The 24,366-nt window shown below is 46.8% G+C and carries 22 protein-coding genes, 2 tRNA genes and 1 pseudogene; 13 read left to right on the top strand and 12 right to left on the bottom strand.

The features are described 5' to 3' along the window. Positions 1–108 precede the first annotated feature (108 nt). The gene (locus tag CIK04_RS23165) at positions 109–1,335 is read right to left on the bottom strand and encodes a trypsin-like serine protease (protein WP_097353020.1); all 1,227 of its coding nucleotides are present in this window, start codon (positions 1,333–1,335) and stop codon (positions 109–111) included. Positions 1,336–1,526: 191 nt separating this feature from the next. On the opposite strand from CIK04_RS23165, the gene CIK04_RS23160 reads away from it, so the two are divergent. The 10 genes and pseudogenes from CIK04_RS23160 (at position 1,527) to katG (ending at position 12,890) form a co-directional block, all read left to right on the top strand. Then, positions 1,527–2,285 (top strand): sulfite exporter TauE/SafE family protein, encoded by a 759-nt coding sequence (locus CIK04_RS23160; protein ID WP_097353019.1) that lies wholly within the window; start codon positions 1,527–1,529, stop codon positions 2,283–2,285. Between the two features lie 168 nt (positions 2,286–2,453). Continuing rightward, the gene (locus CIK04_RS23155) at positions 2,454–4,190 is read left to right on the top strand and encodes a methyl-accepting chemotaxis protein (RefSeq protein WP_097353018.1); all 1,737 of its coding nucleotides are present in this window, start codon (positions 2,454–2,456) and stop codon (positions 4,188–4,190) included. A 79-nt stretch (positions 4,191–4,269) separates the two neighbouring features. Next, positions 4,270–4,508, top strand: a pseudogene (locus CIK04_RS33520) (HD-GYP domain-containing protein); the annotation flags it as partial. Positions 4,509–4,710: 202 nt separating this feature from the next. Next, positions 4,711–6,015, top strand: a complete 1,305-nt coding sequence (locus tag CIK04_RS23145; protein WP_097353017.1) for an extracellular solute-binding protein — start codon at positions 4,711–4,713, stop codon at positions 6,013–6,015. Between the two features lie 67 nt (positions 6,016–6,082). After that, entirely contained in the window at positions 6,083–6,964 is an 882-nt protein-coding gene (locus CIK04_RS23140) for an ABC transporter permease subunit (RefSeq protein ID WP_038939039.1), read from the top strand. 9 nt (positions 6,965–6,973) lie between these two features. Further along, entirely contained in the window at positions 6,974–7,816 is an 843-nt protein-coding gene (ugpE, locus tag CIK04_RS23135) for a sn-glycerol-3-phosphate ABC transporter permease UgpE (protein ID WP_017422167.1), read from the top strand. After that, on the top strand, positions 7,806–8,987 hold the full coding sequence (locus CIK04_RS23130; RefSeq protein WP_086467398.1) for a sn-glycerol-3-phosphate import ATP-binding protein UgpC: 1,182 nt from the start codon (positions 7,806–7,808) through the stop codon (positions 8,985–8,987). Before ugpE ends, CIK04_RS23130 begins: the two co-directional genes overlap by 11 nt. Next, the gene (locus CIK04_RS23125; protein ID WP_097353016.1) at positions 8,984–9,757 is read left to right on the top strand and encodes a DeoR/GlpR family DNA-binding transcription regulator; all 774 of its coding nucleotides are present in this window, start codon (positions 8,984–8,986) and stop codon (positions 9,755–9,757) included. Before CIK04_RS23130 ends, CIK04_RS23125 begins: the two co-directional genes overlap by 4 nt. 25 nt (positions 9,758–9,782) lie before the next feature. Next, positions 9,783–10,490, top strand: coding sequence for a glycerophosphoryl diester phosphodiesterase (locus tag CIK04_RS23120; protein WP_097353015.1), 708 nt, complete (start codon positions 9,783–9,785; stop codon positions 10,488–10,490). Between the two features lie 228 nt (positions 10,491–10,718). Further along, positions 10,719–12,890: a catalase/peroxidase HPI gene (gene katG / locus CIK04_RS23115; protein ID WP_097353014.1), complete on the top strand. Its 2,172-nt coding sequence runs from the start codon at positions 10,719–10,721 to the stop codon at positions 12,888–12,890. Positions 12,891–12,954: 64 nt separating this feature from the next. On the opposite strand, the gene CIK04_RS23110 is transcribed toward katG, so the two are convergent. Next, positions 12,955–13,305, bottom strand: a complete 351-nt coding sequence (locus CIK04_RS23110; RefSeq protein WP_011150137.1) for a DMT family protein — start codon at positions 13,303–13,305, stop codon at positions 12,955–12,957. Positions 13,306–13,427: 122 nt separating this feature from the next. Beyond that, a complete protein-coding gene (locus CIK04_RS23105) occupies positions 13,428–13,640 on the bottom strand; it encodes a cold-shock protein (protein WP_011080595.1) in 213 nt (70 codons plus the stop codon). A gap of 787 nt (positions 13,641–14,427) precedes the next feature. Here CIK04_RS23105 and CIK04_RS23100 point away from each other — a divergent pair. Then, positions 14,428–15,381, top strand: coding sequence for a GGDEF domain-containing protein (locus CIK04_RS23100; protein ID WP_232708676.1), 954 nt, complete (start codon positions 14,428–14,430; stop codon positions 15,379–15,381). Positions 15,382–15,501: 120 nt separating this feature from the next. Here CIK04_RS23100 and CIK04_RS23095 read toward each other — a convergent pair. The 4 genes from CIK04_RS23095 to CIK04_RS23080 form a co-directional block, all read right to left on the bottom strand. After that, positions 15,502–15,578, bottom strand: a tRNA-Val gene (locus CIK04_RS23095). 35 nt (positions 15,579–15,613) lie between these two features. Further along, positions 15,614–15,690: transfer RNA gene (locus CIK04_RS23090), tRNA-Val, on the bottom strand. Positions 15,691–15,837: 147 nt separating this feature from the next. After that, entirely contained in the window at positions 15,838–16,629 is a 792-nt protein-coding gene (locus tag CIK04_RS23085; protein ID WP_017422173.1) for a hypothetical protein, read from the bottom strand. A gap of 65 nt (positions 16,630–16,694) precedes the next feature. Continuing rightward, positions 16,695–17,360 carry a DUF2726 domain-containing protein gene (locus tag CIK04_RS23080; RefSeq protein ID WP_011080598.1) on the bottom strand — a complete coding sequence of 222 codons (666 nt, stop codon included), beginning with the start codon at positions 17,358–17,360 and terminating at the stop codon, positions 16,695–16,697. A gap of 238 nt (positions 17,361–17,598) precedes the next feature. Between CIK04_RS23080 and CIK04_RS23075 the strand changes: the two genes are divergently transcribed. Beyond that, positions 17,599–17,778: a hypothetical protein gene (locus CIK04_RS23075; RefSeq protein WP_011080599.1), complete on the top strand. Its 180-nt coding sequence runs from the start codon at positions 17,599–17,601 to the stop codon at positions 17,776–17,778. Positions 17,779–17,839: 61 nt separating this feature from the next. Here CIK04_RS23075 and CIK04_RS23070 read toward each other — a convergent pair whose 3' ends face one another. From CIK04_RS23070 to hppD, 5 genes are read right to left on the bottom strand one after another with little or no spacing between them, the layout of a single operon-like run. Beyond that, a complete protein-coding gene (locus CIK04_RS23070) occupies positions 17,840–18,655 on the bottom strand; it encodes an ABC transporter substrate-binding protein (RefSeq protein WP_097353012.1) in 816 nt (271 codons plus the stop codon). A gap of 34 nt (positions 18,656–18,689) precedes the next feature. After that, on the bottom strand, positions 18,690–19,358 hold the full coding sequence (gene maiA / locus CIK04_RS23065; protein ID WP_097353011.1) for a maleylacetoacetate isomerase: 669 nt from the start codon (positions 19,356–19,358) through the stop codon (positions 18,690–18,692). A 7-nt stretch (positions 19,359–19,365) separates the two neighbouring features. After that, positions 19,366–20,385 carry a fumarylacetoacetate hydrolase family protein gene (locus CIK04_RS23060; RefSeq protein ID WP_097353010.1) on the bottom strand — a complete coding sequence of 340 codons (1,020 nt, stop codon included), beginning with the start codon at positions 20,383–20,385 and terminating at the stop codon, positions 19,366–19,368. A gap of 40 nt (positions 20,386–20,425) precedes the next feature. Continuing rightward, positions 20,426–21,562 carry a homogentisate 1,2-dioxygenase gene (locus CIK04_RS23055; protein ID WP_097353009.1) on the bottom strand — a complete coding sequence of 379 codons (1,137 nt, stop codon included), beginning with the start codon at positions 21,560–21,562 and terminating at the stop codon, positions 20,426–20,428. Next, complete coding sequence (hppD, locus tag CIK04_RS23050; RefSeq protein ID WP_038939027.1) at positions 21,555–22,628, bottom strand: 4-hydroxyphenylpyruvate dioxygenase; 1,074 nt, start codon at positions 22,626–22,628, stop codon at positions 21,555–21,557. Before hppD ends, CIK04_RS23055 begins: the two co-directional genes overlap by 8 nt. 410 nt (positions 22,629–23,038) lie before the next feature. Between hppD and CIK04_RS23045 the strand changes: the two genes are divergently transcribed. After that, a complete protein-coding gene (locus tag CIK04_RS23045; RefSeq protein ID WP_026050707.1) occupies positions 23,039–24,145 on the top strand; it encodes a M20/M25/M40 family metallo-hydrolase in 1,107 nt (368 codons plus the stop codon). The last annotated feature ends 221 nt before the right edge of the window (positions 24,146–24,366 follow it).

Raw genomic sequence — 24,366 nt, 5'->3', positions numbered from 1 at the left:
GATAAAGACACGTGATAACCAAAAACGTTCGATGACATCATCTTTGATGCCATCGACGAAAAGGATGACTTTACTCAGCAACAAGCAAAGCAAAAGAAAAGGTGACGTTCATTCACATGCTTTTCGACGAGCGCGCCAAAAGAGCAACAAACCCAAAAGGCTAATCCAATTGACGCTGCCGCTGCTTTCCGATCCTGCACAGCCTAGGCCGACCTCAGCACCGCCAACACTGGCAGATGTATTACTCGAACACTCGTTGCTTTGGCCCCCACTCTCAGTGGTATTGTCATCTGGCGTTTCTTGGCTAGCCGTTGTCATAAACGTGGGTTTAGTGATTTGCTGAGCAGGGAGTGTTGCCGAATCTGTGTAAGCACTTATCCAATCGAGATAGGTCACCACATTGGTATACCAAGTGGGATAAGTGACAGAGCTACAAACGGTATTGATCAAAGGCGATGCACTGATAATACCCACTTGGAACTGATTTCCAACACCATCCGACCACACTAGTGGCCCACCAGAATCCCCCAAGCACGCACCGTGACCGTAGGTTTCATTGCCAATATGAATTAGCTGCTTTGGCAGCGTACACAGTTTGGTCACATCGGCTGAAGAGGCAATATAGAGCGGCAACGTGTTGGCTTGCTCCAACATATCGAAGCAATCCGCAATGGGAACCATCGCTATATCGGCCTGTTTAAGTGGAATCACCTCAGGAATGGGCGGTGGCGTGTCAACACTTGGCGAGTTAGGAATATCACTCCCCCATCCTAATACCAGCGCGTTTTCGTTTCGTATGGCATCGTCCCAGCTTGCCACTTGCGTCAAAAAATCTTGATAACTGGTTGTATTAATTAAGGTGACTGGTGTGGCTGGTAAGTCCCGTTTCACTCTAATAAGCGCTAGGTCATTCTGATAAGCCGTACTGACTAGCTCCTCTCCTTGAGCCGTTTGCTTGGTGGTTCTTAAAGGCATGTAATCTGGATGGATCACCACATGGGAGACATCATAAATGTGTTCCACTTGTGACTGAAACAGGTCGAGAATGCCTGCTCTCACGGTGACTTCTTTTAACGCCACGATCTCGTAATTAGTAAATGACTCGGGGTTGCTGTCTGACGTTTCTTGAGTCGACTTGGACTGAATTAAGCAGTGAGCCGCGGTTAAGATCCAACGCGAGTTAATGATGGTGCCTCCGCATCTGGATTGCTCAGCAAACGAGCTGGCATCCACACTCACCACATAGTTTTCACTGGAATCGATACCCGCCACAATCGCTTGCGCCATCATAGGCAAGCACAGCGCTATGACACAAACTGACAGTTTTGTTTTCATTGCATTGCTTCCATATGCACCCTCACCCATAAAAGAATAAGACAAGGTTGGAAAATTCGCCTGTTGAGATCACTGTTTTTCATAATATTAATGTCTGTCATGTAATCAGTTTGTTAACTTGAGGAAAGCAGAACGTCGACAACAACTCTGCAACGTCAGGGATAAAGGGATAGAAGGAACGCTCACGACACATGGACATCATTTTGCTTTTCTTTGCCGGGGTTTTTGGTGGCATGCTCAACTCTATCGCGGGAGGTGGCAGCTTCATCACCTTCCCAGCGCTTATGGCGGTGGGTATTCCCCCAGTGGTGGCCAATGCAACCAATACTTTCGCCAGTTGCGCTGGTTACATTAGCGGTGCATGGGGATATCGTCGTGAGCTTTATGCGCAAAAAAGTGTTCTGCTCAAAACCATCGTCTGTAGCCTTCTCGGCGGCATGCTCGGTGCATTTCTACTGCTCAATACCAGCGAGTCAGACTTCTTAAAAGCCATCCCTTGGCTACTACTGTTTGCGACCTTACTGTTTGTGTTTGGCGGCAGAATAAACCAAGCAATCGGTCATCGTGCCGAGCGCCCTAAGCATCCAATCATTCTTTGGCTACCCGCGCTCTTTTTGGTTCTTGTTTCCGCGTATGGTGGGTTCTTCAACGCAGGGTTGGGCATTGTCACGTTAAGTTACCTTACACTTTCAGGACACCGCGATATCATTACCATGAACGGTTTAAAGCTGTTGATTTCCACCAGCGTTTCATTGATTGCGGTTGTGATCTTCATCTTCAATGGTTCGATTGATTGGTGGAATGGTTTTGTTGTGATGTTAGGTAGTGTAGTTGGCGGATATGTTTCTGCTGTGGTAGCAAGAAATCTCCACAAAATATGGGTTCATCGTTTCGTCACGATGACATCTTTTGTTATAACCGGGTATTTCTTCGTAAAAGTATATGTCTAGCAAAGATTAATCACTGCACAGCTCCAAGTTATTTCTGCAAACGAATGCAACTTATTTGCAACAATGGCACCGCTCACTTAATATTGAGCCAATTATTAAATTGAACAGCCACTCTACGACGCAGGCATGCTTCGTTTTCGTTAATCACTTTTAAGGATGTAAAGTGTTATGACTCCGCTTTCTTTTAAAAACAAGATAATTGCGCTGATTATTGCCATTATCTCGCTCACCATCATCACCTCTTACTTTAGCGCTAACTATTTTATTAGCCGTTACATCCAAGACACTGACAGTAAAAACATTACGCATAATGTGGATCTGATTCAGCGCAAACTGGAAAACGAGCTGAACGGTAAATTGGCGCTGGCAAACAGCCTCAATTTCAGCATGATGGACATCAGTGAAACCAAGGAAAGCTCTGGTTTTGACAAGATCATTAAAATCGTTAATGGCTACGCCTTTGACGATACCGGAAACATGAGCGAGGAAGATGCCCAACAGTACATCAACCTAGCCGAGTCGCATGGTGATGCCACTATGGTGAGCCCCGTGAGTATGCTCAGTGGAGAACCTTCCATTACCTTTTCACTCAAACGTATTGATGATTCGGTTGATTTCTTTGTTCTTAATCTGGGTCAGTTTAGCCAAGTCATCGCCGATTATGCGGCGGAAGGCAGCTATGCTGAATTGATCGCCAATGGCAACGTTATTTTTAGCAATAAACAAGGCAGCAACTTAACCCCCATCGCCCGCCCGGTGGAATTTGCAGGCCAACGCTGGGAACTTATCGGCTACATCGATCTGGATAATATTCAGTCGAATACTGACCAACTGAACTGGATGATCACGCTAGCGCTCTTGGTGTGTGCCGCCGTCATCATCGTCTCCAGCGTCATTCTTTTGCAGGTTTCCTTTAAACCGCTTAGCCGCCTCAACTCGGTGGTGGCTGATCTTTCTCAAGGCAACGGCGACCTAACCCAACGTTTGGCCATTGAATCCAAAGACGAAATTGGCCAAATCTCTCACTCAATTAACCTGTTTATTGAAAAATTACAGCAGATGTTCATTGAAGTGGCCGATTCCTCTAAAGAAATCGACCACGCCGTCGTGAATTTGAGTGAACAGTCGCGTTCAAACCTTCGCACGCTTAATCAGCATACCCAGGAGACAGAACAGGCCATTACCGCGATTGAAGAGATGAGCGCGAGCGCTAATTCCATTGCGCAAAGCGCCGACAACGCCGCGCACCTGACAGAGACCACCACCCGTTATGCTGATGAGTCAAAACAAACGGTGACGGGTGCAGTGGAGAGCGTGAACGGATTGGTGACTCAAGTGGTGGCAATGTCAGACACCATTACGCGCATGAGTGATGATACCAAGCAAATTAGCACAGTCCTTCAGGTGATTGGTGATATCGCCGAGCAAACCAACCTACTCGCGCTCAACGCAGCGATCGAAGCGGCTCGCGCTGGTGAGCAAGGCCGAGGCTTTGCGGTTGTCGCGGATGAAGTACGCGCATTAGCAGCGAGAACGCAGCAAAGTACCGCTCAAATTAACGAAATGCTGGCGAAGTTGAAAAGCACAACCGAAAACGTGGTTCACGAGATGGGCTCCACTCGCACTCGTTGTGAAGAGACCGCAGAGCGAACCAACCATGTGATGGATTCGCTGAATGTGGTCACCGATTCAGTTGCGGAGATCAATAACCTCAATACCTTGATGGCAACATCGGCGATGGAGCAACGACAAGTGACACAAGAAGTGAGCAAAAACATGGCAGCGATTCAGGAAATCGTTCGCCTGCTCAACGAAAATGCGGCGCAATCGACCTCCATCAGCGATGAGTTGCAAAACACCTCTCATGCTTTAACCGATGTAGTCGGACGCTTTCGTGTCAATTGATCACCCCTCTCTGTTCAACTATTGCTGTATAAAATGTCGCCTCGAGCGGCATTTTTATACAAGCCCACCCGTAGAACAATCCACTCCACTAGAAGCGCGAATTGTCACGCTGGCCGATGTATTTGACGCACTACTGAGTCGCCGCGCCGATAAACCCGCCTGGTCGGTGGATACGGTATAGATTACATAAAAACCAACACAGGTCGTCTGTTTGATCCTGAATGCGTTAGTGCCTTACTCGATAATTTGGAACAATTTCTTGCAATCCACGACCGGTATCTCGATCAAGAAGAACTGCCTAAAGGATGTGTGGCTTAGCCTTGTGTTAAGCCATTTTCTATCAATGTAAAAGCATATTTTCCCTCATTTTTTGTTTCTTTCTGCTGTCAGTTTTGGATCTCACTTCATCAAAGCTTCATTTTTCTGCCATCTAGCTTGCACGTTTTTGCAACATTTCTCCGCCAGCATAGCTTCAAACGAAACAACATTAGTCTCGTACGAAAGCAAAAGGAACATTCAAATGAACAAGGTATGGGTTAACGGACTTCTCTGCGCTGCGGTGTCTGGCGGTTTTTCTGCAACAGCGTTTGCAACCACGGAAATTACTTGGTGGCACGCGATGGGCGGTCAACTGGGTGAAACGGTCAATCATTTAGCGACTGAGTTCAACGCCTCACAAGATGAATACAAACTGACACCGGTTTACAAAGGTTCGTACACCGAAACACTCACTGCGGGCATTGCCGCTTTTCGTGCGGGCCAAGCGCCCAACATTCTGCAAGTGTTTGATGCGGGAGCTGCGACCATCATCAACAGTAAAGGAGTAGCCAAACCTGTCCAAACGCTAATGATTGAGTCAGGCTACCCATTCAGCGCACAAGATTACATTGCTGGCGTACGTAACTTTTATGCGGATAGCCAAGGCAAAATGATTGGTATGCCTTTCAACAGCTCAACCCCTGTCCTGTATTACAACAAAGACATGCTGGCCGAAGTAAACGCCAAAGCACCGCAAACTTATGAGCAGCTCGAGCAAGTCGCCGCGAAGTTGGCCTCAAAAGGCAAAGCTGGCTTTTCTCAATCGCTCACGCCTTGGATCATGTTTGAGAACTTCAAGTCTCGCCATAACTTGCCTCTGTCCGATAAACAAAACGGCTACCAAGCCCTTTCTACCAAAATCATGTTCAGCACCGACGACATGCTGATGCACGTGAAGAAGTTGAAAGAGTGGTCAGACAAAGGCTATTACAAGTATTACGGCAGTGATTGGGATGCGAACCAAACCCCATTTGAGCGTGGTGAAGTGGCAATGTGGATGGGCTCTTCTGGTTCATTTGGTGGCTTGCGTAATCGCGTGAAGTTTAACTTGGGCACAACGTATCTGCCTTACTGGGAATCCATCACACAAAAGCCGACTCACACCTTTATTGGAGGCGCCGCGCTGTTTGCCTTAAACGGCCATAGCACCCAACAAGATAAAGGCGTCGCCGCTTTCTTTGATTACCTCACCAAGCCAGAAACACAAATGTACTGGCACAAAACCACCGGTTACGTCCCTGTCACGCAAGCCGCCTATGAACTGACGAAGCAATCTGGCTACTACCAAGAAAACCCAGATGCAGAAGTGGGGGTAAAACAGCTTAGCCTGCCCGATGGCGAGTGGACCAAAGGTTACCGTTTAGGCTACTACCCACAAGTTCGTGAAGTGATGCACCGTGAGTTTGACAACATTTTCTCTGGCCGCTCGACGGTAGAAAATAGCTTAAACAAAGTGGAAAACGAAAGCGAAAAACTGCTTAACCGCTTTGCTCGTACCGTGCAATAACCCCTTTGCCGTCGGCTCTCTGGAGCCAGCGGCATTTTTTTATTTCCGTTTTACATAGAGAATGACCGTGGAACGCCGACAACACTTTTCCCACACTCCACTCCCCTATCTGCTGCTTGCGCCGCAGATCGTGATCATCGGGGTGTTCTTTATCTACCCTGCCGCACAAGCCATTTACCTCTCGTTTATGTTGGAAGACCCATGGGGCCTCTCTTCCACTTTTGTTTGGTTTGAAAACTATCAACTGCTGTTCACGTCGAGCGACTATTTGGAATCCTTAGGCTTTACCTTGCTGTTTTCCCTGTTAGTTTCGTTTCTTTCACTCGCGCTCGCGTTGTTGTTGGCGGTGAAAGCAGACAACATCATTCATGGCCAAGGTCCTTATCGCATCACCTTAACATGGGTTTACGCTGTCGCACCTGCCGTCGCAGGGATCATTGGCGGATTTCTGTTTAACCCTCATATTGGCGTATTAACGGATCTGTTCGAGCGTCTTGGTTGGCAGTTTAGTTTTCAAACCGATCCGGTCGACGCCACGATTGCATTGGTGCTGGTTTCTGTGTGGAAACAGGTTTCCGTCAATTTTGTCTACTTCTTAGCGGGCCTTCAGTCCATCTCATACGCCGTGCGAGAAGCTGCACTGTTGGACTGCCAAAGCGACAACAAACGTTTTTGGACCATCACTTTTCCGCTGCTTGCGCCAACGGGCTTTTTCCTTTTGGTGATCAACCTAACCTATGCCTTCTTCGAAACCTTCGGCGTGATTGACACCATGACCAATGGTGGTCCGGGCGGCAGCACCACATCATTAGTGTACAAGGTGTATCGCGATGGTTTTGTCGGTGCAGACCTTGGCGGTAGCTCCGCACAATCGGTCGTACTGCTGGTATTGGTGCTGCTACTGACATGGCTGCAATTTCGTTTTGTCGAAAAACGCGTTCATTACTAGGGGGCAAGTGTGAAAAGTAATCGACTCTCTGATCACTTGATTTTGATCGCTGGCGCACTCTTTATGTTGCTGCCACTTTGGCTGATCTTCGCCAGCTCCACCCACAACCCAAACACCATCGTCTCGGAAGGATTGCAATGGACGCTAGGAGACAATCTGCAAGCGGTTTACGCCGAGGCATGGAACAAAAGTTTGGGCTTTGCTGGTAATGTCACCGCTCATACCATGATCGTGAACTCTCTCATCATGGGGCTGGGTTTTGCGATTGGTAAAATCATTATCTCGATGATGGCGGCGTATGCTTTGGTCTATTTCCGTTTGCCGTATGCCACCGCGTGGTTTTGGCTGATCTTCGTTACGCTGCTGCTGCCTCTGGAAGTGCGCATCATCCCTTCTTATGAGGTGGTTTCTCGCTTAGGTATGCTCAATAGCTACACAGGTTTGGTGCTGCCTCTTATCGCCTCCGCCACTGCCACGTTTTTCTTTCGTCAGTTTTTTAAAACCATTCCGGATGAACTGCTTGAAGCGGCGCAACTCGACAACGCAGGGCCGATACGATTTTTTATCGATATTTTGTTCCCTCTGTCCAAAACCATGATGGCCGCCATCTTCATCATCATGTTTATTGTGGGTTGGAATCAATATCTCTGGCCAATCATGATGACCACCGATGAGCAGTACAACACCATCGTCATGGGCATCAAACAGATTCTCAATAACATCAATGAAACCAGCTTACCTCGCTATGACTACGCCTTTGCCATGGTGATTCTCGCTATGCTGCCGCCTGTTTTGGTGGTGGTCATCTTCCAACGCTGGTTTGTTAAAGGATTAGTAGAAAGTGAAAAATAATCAGAACTCCAATATTCATCCGATTCGCCGCTCAATCTCTGCGGAGCCGATCATGTTAGACATTCAACAACTGGTAAAAACGTATGAAAATGGCCACCAAGCGGTAAAAGGCGTTGACCTGGCGATCCATCAAGGCGAATTTATTGTCTTAGTTGGCCCATCAGGGTGTGGAAAATCCTCAATATTGCGCTCTATCGCGGGACTAGAAGCGATCACCTCAGGAGAAATTCACCTTGCAGGACGACGCGTCGATAACGAAAAGCCTGCCAACCGTGATATCGCCATGGTGTTCCAAAACTATGCGCTCTATCCGCATATGAGTGTGTACGACAATTTGGCATATGGACTGAAAAATCGGGGCGTCAGCAAAAGCACCATTGCAGAAAAAATTGCCAAAGTCGCCAAAACGCTCAAGATTGAGGAGTATCTCGACCGTAAGCCCGCCAAACTCTCTGGTGGCCAACGTCAGCGTGTGGCGATGGGACGAGCGATTGTTCGCGATCCACAACTGTTCTTATTTGACGAGCCCCTCTCCAACCTCGATGCTGCGCTGCGGGCACACATGCGTCTGGAAATCAAAAAATTGCAGCGAGAGCTTAGCGTCACTAGCGTCTACGTCACCCATGATCAAGTGGAGGCCATGACCCTTGCCGATCGTATCGTGGTTCTCAAACAAGGTGAAATTGAACAAATTGGCACACCCGCAGAAGTGTATCACCAACCTGCTAGCACATTTGTCGCCAGTTTCATTGGTAGCCCTGCGATGAACTTCCTAACTGCCTCAATCAGTAATGGGAAACTGCAATTGGCGGGAAAACAGTGGCCAGTGCCATACGATGCCGACTTAAACTGCAACACACTCACGTTGGGCATTCGCCCCGAGCACGCCTCACTACACCCCATCGATGATGCCATCGAGCTGAGTCTCAACATTCAAGTGGTTGAACCCTTGGGACCAAATCAATTGGTGCATGGCAAAATTAAAGGTGAGTATGGTGAGGACGATTTTATTGCGGTTACCGCAGAAATGCCGCTGACCATCGGTGAAAATCTACCAATTTGGGTACGCATAGAACAGTTGCATCTCTTTGATGAACAAGAAAAACGCATTCCACTCTCGGCTCAATCTCCATCCGTCGATGCGCGTCAGCAACAGAGACAGCAGCAATGAGGCTGGCAGTGAGCTTATCCACTCGACAAAAACAGATCCTCGCGTATTTGCAGCAAACCCACGGGGTACTTTCCAGTACCCTGCTTTCTGAACGCTTTGATGTGTCGGTGCAAACCATTCGTAAAGATATGAATGACTTGAGCGATAAAGGCATGGTGCGTCGTGTGCACGGAGGCATCTCACTCCCCAGCGCCAATGACAATCTCTCTTTTACCAATCGCGATCTGCTCAATCTCTCAGCGAAGCAGCGTATTGCGCAAAAAGTGGCGCTTGAATTGCCAGAAGGCAGCAGCATTTTCTTAGGCATTGGCACCACACCTAAACAAGTCGCACAAGCCTTGTTGGATCACCCTGGTTTAACAGTGGTGACCAACAACCTCAACGCAGCACTAACACTCAGTCGCAACCCCAATATTACCTTGCATCTTGCAGGAGGATTGGTGCGACACTCTGACGAAGATACGGTTGGCGAAGTGACCACACGCTTTTATCGCCGCTTCAACATCAAAATTGGCATCTTCGGCGTCGGTGGCATGACACATAATGGGCAACTGCTCGACTTCACCCCCGAAGAAGCTAACCTCACTCGCGCCATTATCGAATGCAGCGAGCAATGCTGGTTGGTTGCAGACAAAAGCAAATTAGGGCGCTATGCTCCAGTAGTAAGTGGTGAACTGTCTGAAATGCAAAAGCTTTTTGTGGATGAAATCACACCCAAGTTTCTTCAGCTGTGTCAGGATCACCAAGTTACGCTCATCCCTTCTCGATGAGGTGTGATTGAATTAAGGAAACCCAATGCCTCCAATGATTGTCGGCCACCGTGGTGTGGCTGGTTCTTACCCTGAAAATACCCGAGTTAGCGTCCAAGCTGCGATTGATCTTGGCCTAAGCTGGGTTGAAATAGATGTACAACCGACCAAAGATAATGTGTTGGTCGTATGCCACGATCATACGATCGATCGCTGTAGTAACGGTAAAGGCCGTGTCGATGCCTACAGTTTGAAGGAACTGCAAGCCTTCGATTTTGGAGGATGGTTCGATGAAGCGTTTGCTGGCGAACAAATCATGACCTTGGAATCGTTGCTCAATCTAGCAGCAGAATACGATTTAGGGCTCAATATCGAAGTGAAAGTCGACAACCACGATGTGGCTGAAGTCGCTTTGAATCTGAAAAACCTTTTGGACAGGAGCCCACTAACCGCTGATAAGATTCTGCTATCGAGTTTTAGCCACGACATCATCTTACAACTTCATCAACACTGTCCTGGTTATAAGCTGGGCGTACTCAGCGAGCGCTTGTCTCAACGAGACCGACAAGTACTCAAAGAAGTCAACGCATTTAGTTGCAACCTCAACTACCGCTGGATCACAGAAAAACACATTCGCGATTTAAAAACAGGCGGATATCAAATTTGGTGCTATACCGTTAATCAGGCAGATAAGTTCCGCTATCTCGACAAAGTGGATGCCATCTTCTCTGACTATCCAGAACGTTTTATCTAGCGTTCTCCCCTATCGAACCACTCGTTTTCGGATGAGTGGTTTCAAAACATGACCTTATTTCGAACGTTTAAACAGAATTTACCTATCAAAGGAATAGAGACAACGAATTAGATAAAACCCTACATAAGACATAGGATTAGTTTCATCAAGGTGCAGCGTTCGTCGTCAACTGATTCTTCGGCGTGTTGACACCTCCCTTAGAATAATGCGACCGACAAGGAGCAACACATGGAACACAAACCTACCCACACCAGCGGCCAATGCCCAGTAATGCATGGCGGCGCCACTTCTTCAAATTCATCCAATGTTGCTTGGTGGCCAAAGGCCCTCAATCTCGACATCCTTCATCAACATGACCGTAAATCCAACCCAATGGGTGCCGATTTCAGTTACCGTGAAGAGCTCAAAAAACTGGATGTCGAAGCACTGAAACGCGATCTCAAAGTGCTGATGACTGACAGCCAAGATTGGTGGCCAGCAGACTGGGGACACTATGGCGGTTTGATGATCCGTATGGCGTGGCACTCTGCAGGTTCTTATCGTGTGGGTGATGGCCGTGGTGGTGCGGATACCGGAAACCAACGTTTTGCTCCGTTGAACTCTTGGCCTGATAACGCCAACCTCGATAAAGCGAGACGTCTACTTTGGCCAATTAAGCAAAAGTACGGCAACAAAATTAGCTGGGCTGATTTGATGATCCTTGCAGGTAACATGGCGTACGAATCAATGGGTCTGAAAACCTTTGGTTTTGCCTTCGGTCGTGAAGACATCTGGCATCCAGAAAAAGACATTTACTGGGGTGCAGAGCAAGAATGGCTGGCGCCATCTGGTGCAGAAAACAGCCGCTACTCTGGTGAACGTGACCTAGAGAACCCGCTTGCTGCTGTGATGATGGGCCTTATTTACGTTAACCCTGAAGGTGTGGATGGTAATCCTGACCCACTAAAAACAGCCAAAGACATGCGTGTGACGTTTGCTCGCATGGGGATGAATGATGAAGAAACTGTTGCACTGACGGCGGGTGGTCACACGGTTGGTAAAGCACACGGTAACGGCAACGCAGCAAACTTAGGTGCCGATCCAGAAAGTGCCGATTTGGAAGAACAAGGCCTAGGTTGGAACAACCACAAGTCACGTGGTATTGGCCGCGACACGGTGACCAGTGGTATTGAAGGCGCATGGACGACAAACCCAACACAATGGGATAACGGCTTCTTCCATCTGCTATTTAGCTACGATTGGTGGTTACAGAAGAGCCCTGCTGGTGCATGGCAATGGGAACCAGTGAACATCAAAGAGGAAGACAAACCGGTTGATGTGGAAGATCCAACGATTCGCCACAACCCAATCATGACCGATGCGGATATGGCGCTGAAATTGGACCCAGAGTACCGTAAGATTTCTGAGCGATTCCACAAAGATCCTGCTTACTTCTCTGAAACCTTCGCTCGCGCCTGGTATAAACTGACTCACCGCGACATGGGACCAAGAGCACGCTACTTTGGCCCAGATGTCCCTGCAGAAGAGTTGATTTGGCAAGATCCTGTTCCGACTGGTCGTAAAGACTACGACGTAGATGCAGTGAAAGCGAAGATCATCGCAAGTGGGTTGAGCACTGGTGAATTGGTTTCAACCGCGTGGGATAGCGCACGCACTTTCCGCAACTCAGATAAACGTGGTGGTGCTAACGGTGCTCGTATTCGACTTGCGCCACAGAAAGATTGGCTAGGCAACGAACCAGAAAAACTCGCGAAAGTGCTTAATGTCCTTGAAGCAATTGCTTCTGAGTTCAACATCAGTGTGGCAGACACCATCGTGCTTGCAGGTAATGTGGGTGTAGAGCAAGCAGCGAAAGCCGCTGGTATTGCAATCACCGTTCCATTTGCAGCAGGTCGCGGCGATGCCACTATCGAGCAAACCGATGTGGAATCTTTCGAAGTCCTTGAACCGATTGCAGACGGCTTCCGCAACTGGCAGAAACAACACTATGCGGTCAATCCTGAAGAATTGCTGCTGGATCGAGCTCAGTTGTTGGGTTTAAGCGCCCCAGAGATGACGGTATTGATTGGTGGTTTGCGTGTACTCGGTACGAACCATGGTGATACGAAGCACGGTGTGTTTACCGATAATATTGGTGCACTAAGTAATGACTTCTTTGTGAACTTGACAGACATGCGCTACACCTGGAAGCCAACTGGTCGCAACTCTTACGATATTGTTGAGCGTAACAGTGGCAATGTGAAATGGACGGCAACTCGTGTTGACTTAGTGTTTGGTTCTAACTCTATCTTGCGTGCTTACGCTGAAGTGTACGCTCAAGATGACAATAAAGAGAAGTTCGTGAAAGACTTTGTGGCCGCTTGGACTAAAGTAATGAATGCGGATCGCTTCGATATCTAATCGAATCACTGATTAAACTTGCACTCAAAGCCCCTTAGCTTACATGCTCGCTAGGGGGCTTTTTTTATGAAAACTTACTGCGAAACGCAAAATAGACGGCGCCAACCAAACACAAACCAGCCCACAGGTAATCTAGTTTCAGTGGTTCACGTAAATAGAACACAGAGAACGGCACAAACACCATCAAAGTAATCACTTCTTGTAGAATTTTAAGCTGGCCTACATTGAGTGCCGTGTATCCAATACGGTTCGCAGGTACTTGGAGCAGGTATTCAAAAAGTGCGATCCCCCAACTCACCAATGCTGCAATAATCCATGGTTTATTGTTCAACTCTTTGAGATGGGCGTACCAAGCAAATGTCATAAAAACATTGCTACAAATTAACAAGCCAACACTAACAACAATAGGGTTCACTCCTACTCTCACTCGCAAAAATTCGTTTAGGCAAACTTTCTCTAAATACCAACGAAAAACGGGTGCTCTTTCGAGCACCCGTTTAATATTCTTCTCGTGGTTAAACCACAAGTAAAATAAGCTTAGATAACTGTAACGTTAGAAGCTTGTGGGCCTTTTTGACCTTCTTCAACGTTGAAGCTTACTTTCTGACCTTCAGCAAGAGTTTTGAAGCCTTCAGAAACGATAGCACGGAAGTGTACGAATACATCTTTGCCGCCGTTGTCTTGAGAAATAAAACCAAAACCTTTAGTCTCGTTGAACCATTTTACTGTACCAGTCATTTTACCAGACATAGTGACCTCTATTAAAAATTTACATTAAACATTTCTGGCTATTACAAGTGCATGAATGGTCTATCGAGAGAAAGTTTACGCAGGTTTAACGAGGTATATCGAGAACTAACTGAGAAGGAACTTTTACTTAATCTAACACATGCACTCTTTGTAAGAGCTGAGCAATACTATACTTGGTTCTTAGAAAAGAACAAGTGTTTTTAACAAAAAAATGAAATCGTTTTCTTTTTTCTATCTCCTAGCTAGGTAAAGAAAATTCTTGATTTGTTCTCTTACCAAGTTGTTCTCTCCCATTTTTCAACTATGACTCTCATTCATTACAAGTCGATAAAATTGTAATTTAAAAACAATCACATAAAACCATGTGCATAGATATAATTCGTAGAAATAACCTTCTATGTTGACGAGATAACCCATCAATTGTTCATTCTTTCCACATGTTGAACAATTAATCCACGAAAAACTCTGTTAAAGGGTATCGAAATCAAGACATTCGCCACATTAACTTGCTGCTAACCAGGCGATAACATAGACTCTTTTCACTGTACTAAAAGGAATTAGTTTAGAGAGAATGACACTTACACTCGACCTCAGAACACTTTGTATAGTTACATCGTGTATTTGTTTATCTTATGGCATTGGGCTTGCGCTTTTTAACCGTGCACACATCAAACACCATAACTTAATGACGTTTGTCCTCGCACTGATGCTGGTAGGCTCATCAACGGGATTAATAGCACTGAGAGGTCTCCTACCAGACTTCGTTTCTATCGTTATTGCCAATGTTATGATTAGTTCCGGGTTCTCGTGCTTCCTCCACGGTTACAGCAAGTTCCGTAACATCCACAATCGCTTTGCACAAATCTCTTTCTCTCTTCTTATTCCCCTTGCGCTGAGTTTTGTTTATTTCACCTACGTTGCCCCTTCACTCAGCACTCGCATTGTCGTTGTGGCCGCTTTTATGTCCCTCACGCTCTATATGACGGCGTATAACGTTCGTAAGGGCCTCGCAAGTGACTCTCCCGTACCTGTTAACATCATCGCCGCGTCGTTCAGTATCATCGGCACTATTGAGTTGATTCGTGCAATCTACTTTTCTATTTGGCCAGAGGATCAATACTTCAATGCGTCAGATGCTAGTCTATTCGTACTGCAAATGTCGTATTTGTTTGGCACACTCAACATTGCGATTACCACGTTTGGGCTGGTTTGGCTGATCAACGAGCGCTTGATCTCCTCACTACAAGAAATGTCTTTCAAGGATAACCTGACGGGCTTCTTTAACCGTCACGGGCTTGAACAACAACTGCCACAACTAGTACACACCTCGCAAGAATCACAGCAGCCACTCTCGGCACTGATGCTTGATATCGACCATTTTAAGTTGATCAATGACACTTACGGCCATTTAGAAGGCGACAACATTTTGAAACGTTGCGCTGAAGAGATTCAATCGCTTCTGCCAACTGAACATCTGGCTTTTCGCTACGGTGGAGAAGAATTTCTTGTCATTTTGAAGAGCTGTAGCCTTTCGCAAGCGCAGAAGTTGGCTGAGACAATTCGCCAAACCATTGAGGCTAAACAACTGGCAATGCTTTCAGGTAGAAGCCTAACGCTGAGTATCGGCCTGACAGACTTGCACCCAGAAGATCACATTGATAATTTGATTAAACGTGCCGATCAGGCGCTCTATTTGGCGAAATCTCAAGGTCGAAATCAGGTAGTGGCAAACGCGATGTAACGCTTCTGTCATAGGCTATACGCACAAATCAATATCAGAAGATAAAGAGTAGATAGAAGATAGAAACGACAAAGCCCGCTCATTTGAGCGGGCTTTGTGTTTGTTCTAAAAGAACGAATATGGTGCGTCCAAGTGGACTCGAACCACCGACCCCTACCATGTCAAGGTAGTACTCTAACCAACTGAGCTATGGACGCTTTACGCACTGTTCTCGACTAACCATTCGTTTGAATGGTGCGTCCGAGTGGACTCGAACCACCGACCCCCGCCATGTCAAGGCGATACTCTAACCAACTGAGCTACGGACGCATCTCGTGAGAACGAGGAGGATATTACCCAGTGACGGTGTTAGGCGCAAGCATATTTTTGCCCTTTTAGTGCCGTTTGCTCTATTCCTAATCTTTTTGCTCTGTTTTTAGCCTTTTTCACTTGTAGCGATTTGATCTAATTCACATTTCATGGCGTGACAAGCTTGAGCACTTTACGTTTGTTCAATTGGAGCTGAGTGATCTCTGTCGCCCAATATTGATCGATCAACCGCTGCAATAAGCCACTTTTCTCCGCTTTGAGCAGCGCTCTCTCCAGCAACGCTTTGTGCTGCTTTGCTCCTTCACTTAAGTAAAAACGAAAATCACGCTGATAAATGAGCAGTAAGTGTTGTTCGATTTCCAACTGAGGATTGAGTCTCGATTCGGCCATTACCTCGTTCACACCACGCGGGAAATAGTTAATAGAGCCTTGAGTTGAGAGTTTGTGATACAGCATTCGCCACTCACCATCTTGCTCATAAAATGGCAAATCATTTTGCAACCACACATCGACATCGTACCACGCATAACCAAGCCCAGCCGTTAACCCACTTTGACGTAACTCATCAAGGCTATTGATTGAGTCATATTGGGGCTGAGCGCCTTTGGGAATAAGCAAAACGCGCTGACCAATCAAGCCATTGGTAACGGGCGCATTCACATAAGGGTATTGTGCATCCCTCTCTTTTGTTTGCAGTAACCACATCAAAGAAAGCTGGTTATTCTCCACCATCTTGACTAAGCGTTTTTGTGGAATATGCTCAAAAGGTGTTTTGATGGTTAGCTTTACGCCAATGCTGTCGAGCGATTGGCGTAATAATTCATGGTAAAAAAGATGGGAACCATCGAGTTGAGTGGGGAGAACTAAAGTCAAGGTTTTAGGCTGAGCTGCCACGGCGGAAAAGTGAAACACAAACAACGCTATCGCAAACCATCTCATAGAACGCCCTCATTCTTATCCTTATATACAATATAGGTCGTTTTGGGCGGTATAGGGATGAAAGATCAATCATCCTCGTCCACGTCGAACACCACATTGTAGTTTTCGGTGTAGGTACAGTTTGGCTGACGGCTACAGGTAAAAAAGCGCCGCCCTTTAAATTCTCCCTGGGAAGCAATTTTGATGATCATCGGACTGCCGCATTTTTTGCAAAAGCGTACTTCTTTGTCTGGTTCAATCAAGTCGATATGCGCGGCGAGCAAGCGTCTTAGTCGTCCCACTTGATAACTGTGCTTAATCGACGTACCAATCAGTGGGATATTGGCCGTTTTGCACACTTGCATCAGTAACTTTTCCCGTTCAACTTTGACTTTGTTGAGCTCTTTCCCGTTATCCAATTCAATGATCACACGCGGTTCAAACGTGCGCGGGTCACAGATGACATAGTCAAAATACATACGTGAAATACGGTTGCTGGCGATAAACAACTGCTTTTTGCTATTGATGTCGCGTGGCGCAACCACATTACTCATATTCACTTTGGCAAACACCACGCCATGTTCGCCAACCGCGGTTTTCAGCGCATTGAAAAATGCCACTTCATGCCCTTTCAACACCGAGCCTTTCGAGCGATAGGCATATTCCTTGGTATCATCCTGTTTGACGACGTATTTCTGTATTACGAAAAAAAACAAAATCAGTAGCGCGACAATAATAAAGATATTCGTCATCGGTTAATTACACTCAAAACATAGCCTTACTTGTTGAATACACTATGTGTAAACCGGGTTGATGACAAGTGAAAACCCGCCGTTGGCACACGTCGATGCTACTACTTTGGTAGAGTTCACGTTTCAGATTGATTTAGATCAAACAATCATGGCGCAGCACTGATTAGAGTGAATTTGGTTAATGAATTGTTAACCAAATTCACTCTCAGATAAATAACAAGGATGTAGGAGATAAATCATGGAGTTGAAACAAGACCCACGCTGTTACACCGATGTGTGTATCGAAGGAAAGTGGTATCACTACGATCATTGCGGCACCACGGCGTATATGCTGAAGGGGGGTTGTTCAGAAGAGATTCAGCTATCGCGTGAACCCAGTACCGAAAGTGAGCTAATTGAGCTATTAATGATGAGATGATTGAACGACGCCTCTGTTGGGCGTCGTTAAACATTGGCCAATAAACACCAATCCCACTCTGCTAGCGATATTTACTCACAATGCTTTGATAGAAGGTTTGATTCTCATCATCGCTGGTGTGTTTTAGTGCATCAATGGCTTGCTGTAATGCTCTCACTGAGGCGCCATCAACGTCTTTGTTAAACGCATAATAGAGCTCCCCTTCTTGCAGAACATACACAGGTTCAAAATCTTCAGAGTTGAATCCACCTTTGGATATCCACCATTTTGCGACATTTTCTTCATACGCCCAAAGATCGATCCGCCCTTTGTAAAGTTGCTCCGCCAAGGTGGCTGCGTAGGAGCTCTCTTGCATTGAGTTCCGCGGGACGCCCAATTCAAGCAGGAGCTGTTCACCAACATCATCACGAATGACACCAATACGATATTGAATCAAGTCATTGGGGCGATTAATAGAAATCTGCGCGCTTTTCTTAGCCATAACAACAATACGAGTGGCACTGATCGGCCCTACCCAATTGAACAAGTTCTCTCTCAATTTGGTGCGTGTGGTCGAAAAAAGCACCGTGTCTTTATTGATCAGCACGGTACGGTATGCTCTAGCCCAAGGCTGAACGGAAATGTCTTCTTTAGCGACAGGTTGCGTTGCCCTTGCCGTTGCCGCTACTAACAAGTCCACAGCGATACCATGCAGTTCACCATTTTCGGTAAAGTTATAAGGCGGGTACTCTTCGGTCAGATAAGTGATCGATTGAAGATCCGATTTCGCTATCGTGACTGTTGCCAACAAGGATGCAAGTAGAAACAGAACTGAACGGAACATAACGCCCCCTAATTTTGATCCCTTGCAAGTAAATGTAGTCTTTAATTGATACATCTACCAACAAGGAATCACAACGCTATCGGCAAATTCAAAGTTGAGCGTCAGGCTGATTTTCGGGCTTAGCGAGATCGAATGCAGGCAGTTGATTACAAGCGGCAACGACGGCATTGATGGTTGGATATGGTGCCATGTTTACGCCAAAACGGAGCGCGTTATAAACCTGAGGGACCAAACATATATCGACGATACTTGGACTAGAACTGATGCTAAAAACACACTCGCCATAGTGTTTACGATGAGCTAATAGCTTTTCTTCCACTGCTTTAAAACCCATGTGAATCCAATGATGCACCCACAAGCGCTTTTGCTCTTCATCCACCTCCAAGATCCCTTCGAGATACTGCAAGACCCGAAGATTATTCAGAGGATGAACATCAACCGCAATGTCTTGCGCCAACGCCAGCGCTTGATACTTGAGTGGCCCAATGGACGGGATCACTTGAGTCGATGAATAGTTATCATCGAGATACTGAATGATCGCCAATGACTGATTGAGGACCAGCTCCCCATCCACCAACACGGGCACCAGCTCATTGGGATTGAGTGCATGGTACTGTGCTAGATGCTGCTCTCCGCCATTTTTCACTAAATGAATCGAATGGTTTTCATAACAGAGCTGCTTCAAGTTTAAGCAGATCCTCACGCGATAGGCGGCAGACGAACGCCAATAACCGTAGAGTTTAAGACTTGTCTCCATACCAACCTCATTTATGCTGATAACGACTCACTTGTTGTTCAATCGCACCAAAAATAGATTGCCCTTGCGCATCGAACATTTCTAAGCGGATAGAATCGCCAAAACGCATAAATGACGTGCTGGCTTGACCATCACGAATCGTTTCAATCATGCGAATTTCGGCAATACACGAGTAACCCACACCACCTTCTTCAATCGAAGTGCCGTGATTGGTACCTTGTTTATTCGACACAGTACCAGAGCCTATGATTGCCCCTGCAGACAGTGGACGCGTTTTCGCTGCATGCACAATCAGATCGGCAAAATCGAAGGTCATATCAACCCCTGCGTTCGGCTTACCAAAAGGCTTGTCGTTGTAGATGGAAATCAGTGGTAAATGAAGCTTGTTCTCATACCAAGCATCGCCCAGTTCATCCAAAGTCACCGCGACGGGAGAAAACGCAGAAGAGGGTTTGGATTGAAAGAAGCCAAAGCCTTTGGCTAATTCAGCAGGGATCAGGCCACGCAACGAAACGTCATTCACCAGCATCACCAAACGAATTGACTCTTGCGCTTGCGCAATGCTCGCCCCCATTGGCACGTCTCCCGTGATCACCGCGACTTCGCCTTCAAAATCAATACCCCACTCTTCACTGGCAAACTCGATGTTGTCTCGAGGGGCAATAAAGGAATCGGATCCCCCTTGGTACATGAGCGGATCTGTCCAAAAGCTTTCTGGCATTTCAGCACCACGAGCTTTGCGCACCAACTCCACGTGATTGACGTACGCAGAGCCATCGGCCCACTGATAAGCACGCGGTAACGGTGAGTGAACCAAGGTCTCTTCAAATGGTGAACTTCCCGCTACCTCGCCCTGATTGAGCGCTTGATAAAGCTCTTTCAACTTGGGTTCGCACACAGACCAATGATCCAATGCAAGCTGCAATGTCGGCGCGATGTCGGCCGCGGAAACATAACGGCTCAAATCGCGGCTGACGACGATCAACTCACCATCACGATGCGCATTCTTTTTCGTTGCTAATTTCATCTCTCTTCCCTTCTCAAACCTTGCTGTTCTGTCGTCCGTGTTATTTTTGGTTTTCACGCCAACTGTAGACGTATTCTTTGTTTTCTACACTGTCGAGTTCTTGTGCAAACGTTAATGCATGGCGCGTATCAATCATCACCGCGACTTCGTCGGTGAATTTTTTCTTATACTCTTGGCCTGCTTTGAATGCCTTAGGATGCGGCCCATGGGTAAAGCCTGCTGGGTGGAACGTCACCATACCCGCTTCAATGTTGTCGCGGCTGAAAAAATCCCCTGCATGGTAGAACAACACTTCATCATAATCGTCGTTGTTGTGATAAAACGGCACTTTCAACGCACCAGGGTCACTTTCGATCGGGCGCGGAACAAAGGTGCAAACAACAAAGCCGTTACCAACAAAGGTGGAGTGTGCCGATGGCGGCAAGTGATAACGATGAGACATCAAAGGGCGTATATCGCGCCAGTTCAGTTTCACTACGGAGAGATCGCCATGCCAACCAATGGCATCCAATGGATTAAACGGATAGGTAATCACGCTCACATTGTCGTGGCGTTTCACTTCCACACGCGTCTCTTGCTCTGAGTATTGCGCTTTGAACTGATCGTTGATCGACGGCGTTTCAAGTACCGCAGGGTCAAACACCGCATGATTACCAACTAATCCTTTCTCTGGCAGTGAATACGCGGCATCGGTGTTTTCAATCATCAAAATAAACATCGCCTCTGACGGCTCCAAACGCCAGTTAGTGGAACGCGGGATCATCACGTAATCCCCTTCCCCCACTGCCAAATGGCCATAGTCACAATAAAGGTCCGCTTTTCCTTGATGAATAAAGAGCAGTTCGTCGCCATCCGCATTTCGCGCCAGAAACTCCATCTTGGTTTGGGTTTTCCAGACCCGGACTTTGCATTCGTGATTGTGAAGCAAATGCGGCACGCTCCAAGGAGAGGCTTGATTAGCGCTGGTCACGCGAGTGAAATCAAACGCTCTCGGCCTTAAATCGCCTTGCCAATCGACCCAACCTGTTGGCGCATGTTGATGATGGAAATGCGCAGCAGGGCCAAAGAACCCACTGCGCCCCGCTTCACGTTCGTAAATCGCCTCTTCGGGAAAATCGGCGTGTGCCTGCTTTGAGCAGACACCTTCCCGATGAGGAAAGGTGATCCATTTATGCATCGTTCAATACTCCGCGACGAATCTGATCTTCTTCAATCGATTCAAAAAGGGCTTTGAAGTTACCTTCACCAAACCCCTCATTGCCTTTACGCTGAATGATTTCAAAGAAGACTGGGCCAATCACTGTTTGGGTAAAGATCTGCAATAAGATGCCATCTTTCAAAGGAGCACCATCGATCAGAATGCGCAGATCTCGTAGTCGGTTGACATCTTCTTTGTGCCCTTCCACACGCGTATCCACTTTATCGTAGTAGGTATCCGGCGTTGGCATAAAGTCCATACCGCGCTCGCGCAGCGTTTGAACCGTTTGGTAGATATCATCAGTGGTGAGCGCGATGTGCTGAATACCTTCACCGTTGTATTCACGAATGAACTCTTCGATTTGTGACTTATCGTCTGATGATTCATTGATTGGGATACGAATTTTGCCACACGGTGCGGTCATCGCTCGGCTCACCAGACCAGTGAGTTTCCCTTCAATATCGAAATAACGAATTTCACGGAAGTTACCAATACGCTCATAAAATCCCGCCCAAGTATCCATGTTGCCGCGTTTTACGTTGTGGGTAAGGTGGTCAATTTCATACAAGCCGACATCCGAGTTCGCCAGGCGCTGAGCGGCGTCGTCATAAAAACGAAAGTCGACATCGTAGATACTCTGCTTACCGTAGCGATCAACAAAATAGAGCAAACTGCCACCAATGCCATGCACAGCAGGGATACTCAGTTCCATCGGTCCTATTTCTGTTTTGTATTCTTCTGCGCCATTGGTTAATGCATGCTTAAGTGCTGACGCTGCATCTTGCACTCGAAATGCCATCCCACATACTGAAGGTCCATGAACTTTTGCAAACTCCTCAGCCTGACTGTGCGGCTGAGCATTAACGACAAAGTTGATATCGCCTTGGCGATATAACCAAGCTTCTTTCGAGCGATGCTTGGCGACTTCCGCAAAGCCCAGCGAGGAAAACAAATGCTTAAGCTGCTCGATACCTGTGTTATCGGCGGCGGTGTATTCGACAAACTCAAATCCGTCTGTGCCCAGTGGGTTGATTGCATCCACCATGACTTTCTCCTTTTAGACTGTGTTTTATTTTGGTTAACACTTTGTTAACTTGAACCAGAGTCAGAAGAATTGGAATAGCGCCTGTCTACTCGAAAAAAATTCAATCCATACGCCAAAATGTAAAACATTTGTTACACCGCTAGCGAATAACCATAATTTGACACAAAAGCGTGCCATTCCCTCTTCGATTACCCCTTTGCGTTGTACGAGCCAATTTACAGACCAATCGTAAATGTAAATTTTATGTTAACTGCTGAGTAATAATTATTTTCCCGTTGTTTAAAACGTCATTATTGTGTCAGTCCGTCCGTTTATTTGATTCAACGCAGTTTTATTGTCTGCCAACTATGCACAATGGAGCATTCTGTTCCTACACGGGCGCTGCCCACAGCAAAAGAGAGATCAGCCGAATGATTCCAGTAAACCAAGAACGTCTTATCGAGCATTTTTGTCAGTTAGTGCGCATCGACAGTGAGTCGATGAATGAAAAAGCAATTGCCGAAGCGCTGGCTGAACAGCTCGGCGACATGGGCTTTAGCGTGCACAAACTGCCTGTGCCAGAACACATCTCGAATGGCTTTAACGTCTATGCACGCTTAGAGGGTGAGCTTGAAGGTTCCATCTTATTAAGTTGTCACATGGATACCGTGGCGCCGGGCAATGGCATTGAACCTGTGATTGAAGATGGCATTATCCGTTCAAAAGGAAACACCATTCTTGGTGGTGATGACAAATCGGGCATCGCTGCCATTATGGAAGCGGTCCGTCTGCTGAAAGAGCAAAATCAACAGCACAAAACCATAGAGCTTGCCTTTACTGTGCATGAAGAAGGCGGCCTGTTTGGTTCCGAATATTTTGATATGAGCTACGTCACAGCTCAGCAAGCGATTGTACTGGATACTGGTGGCCCAATTGGCTCTATTGTCACGGCGGCACCTGGCCAACAGAAAATCGTCGCTACGATTAAAGGTCGCCCTGCTCACGCAGGTTTGGCGCCAGAAGAAGGCATCAGTGCCATTATGGTTGCCGCCGATGCCATCAACCAAATGAAACTGCTGCGTATTGACTCGGAAACGACTGCCAATATTGGTTCGGTTCACGGCGGTCAGGCGACAAACATTGTCATGCCAGAGTTGAAAATTGTCGCGGAAGCTCGCTCGCTCAATGCAGAAAAGCTCGATGCACAAGTCGAGCACATGATCACGACTTTTGAGCGTGTCGCCGAAGAACATGGTGCGAAAGTGGAGATTGAATCGAGCCGCGCGTACAACGCGTTTGTGCTTAGCGATGACCATCCTCACGTCGTGGAAATTAAGCAAGCTTTTGCGGACATTGGTGTAGACGCCATAACCAAAGGCACTGGAGGCGGTAGTGATGCTAATAACTTCAATGCCAAGGGTTTAACGACGGTCAATCTGTCGACCGGCATGTCAAAAGTACACACAACAGAAGAGTTCATTGCCATTGCGGACATGGTCAAAATCACCGAGTTTTTGACTCACTACTTAGCCAAGTAATCCCTTTGACGCACTGGCCCTGCCAGTGCGTTTTCTCTGTGATTTGTTTCCTCTCATATTAGTTCCCTCTTAAAGCCAAAGTCTGATCACCCATTCCGTTGAAAGTTCTTTAGATCTCGCAAAGTAATGAAACGAGAGTTTATCTTTCATGGATTTATCGATAATCATCACATTTAGTTGCTATTCAAATGATTACTATGCATTTGGTTTTAATTAATAAC

It is taken from the genome of Vibrio sp. 03_296 (genome assembly GCF_002265885.1).
The sequence above is the reverse complement of the archived record's forward strand: the minus strand, read 5'-3'. Positions and strand labels throughout refer to the sequence as shown.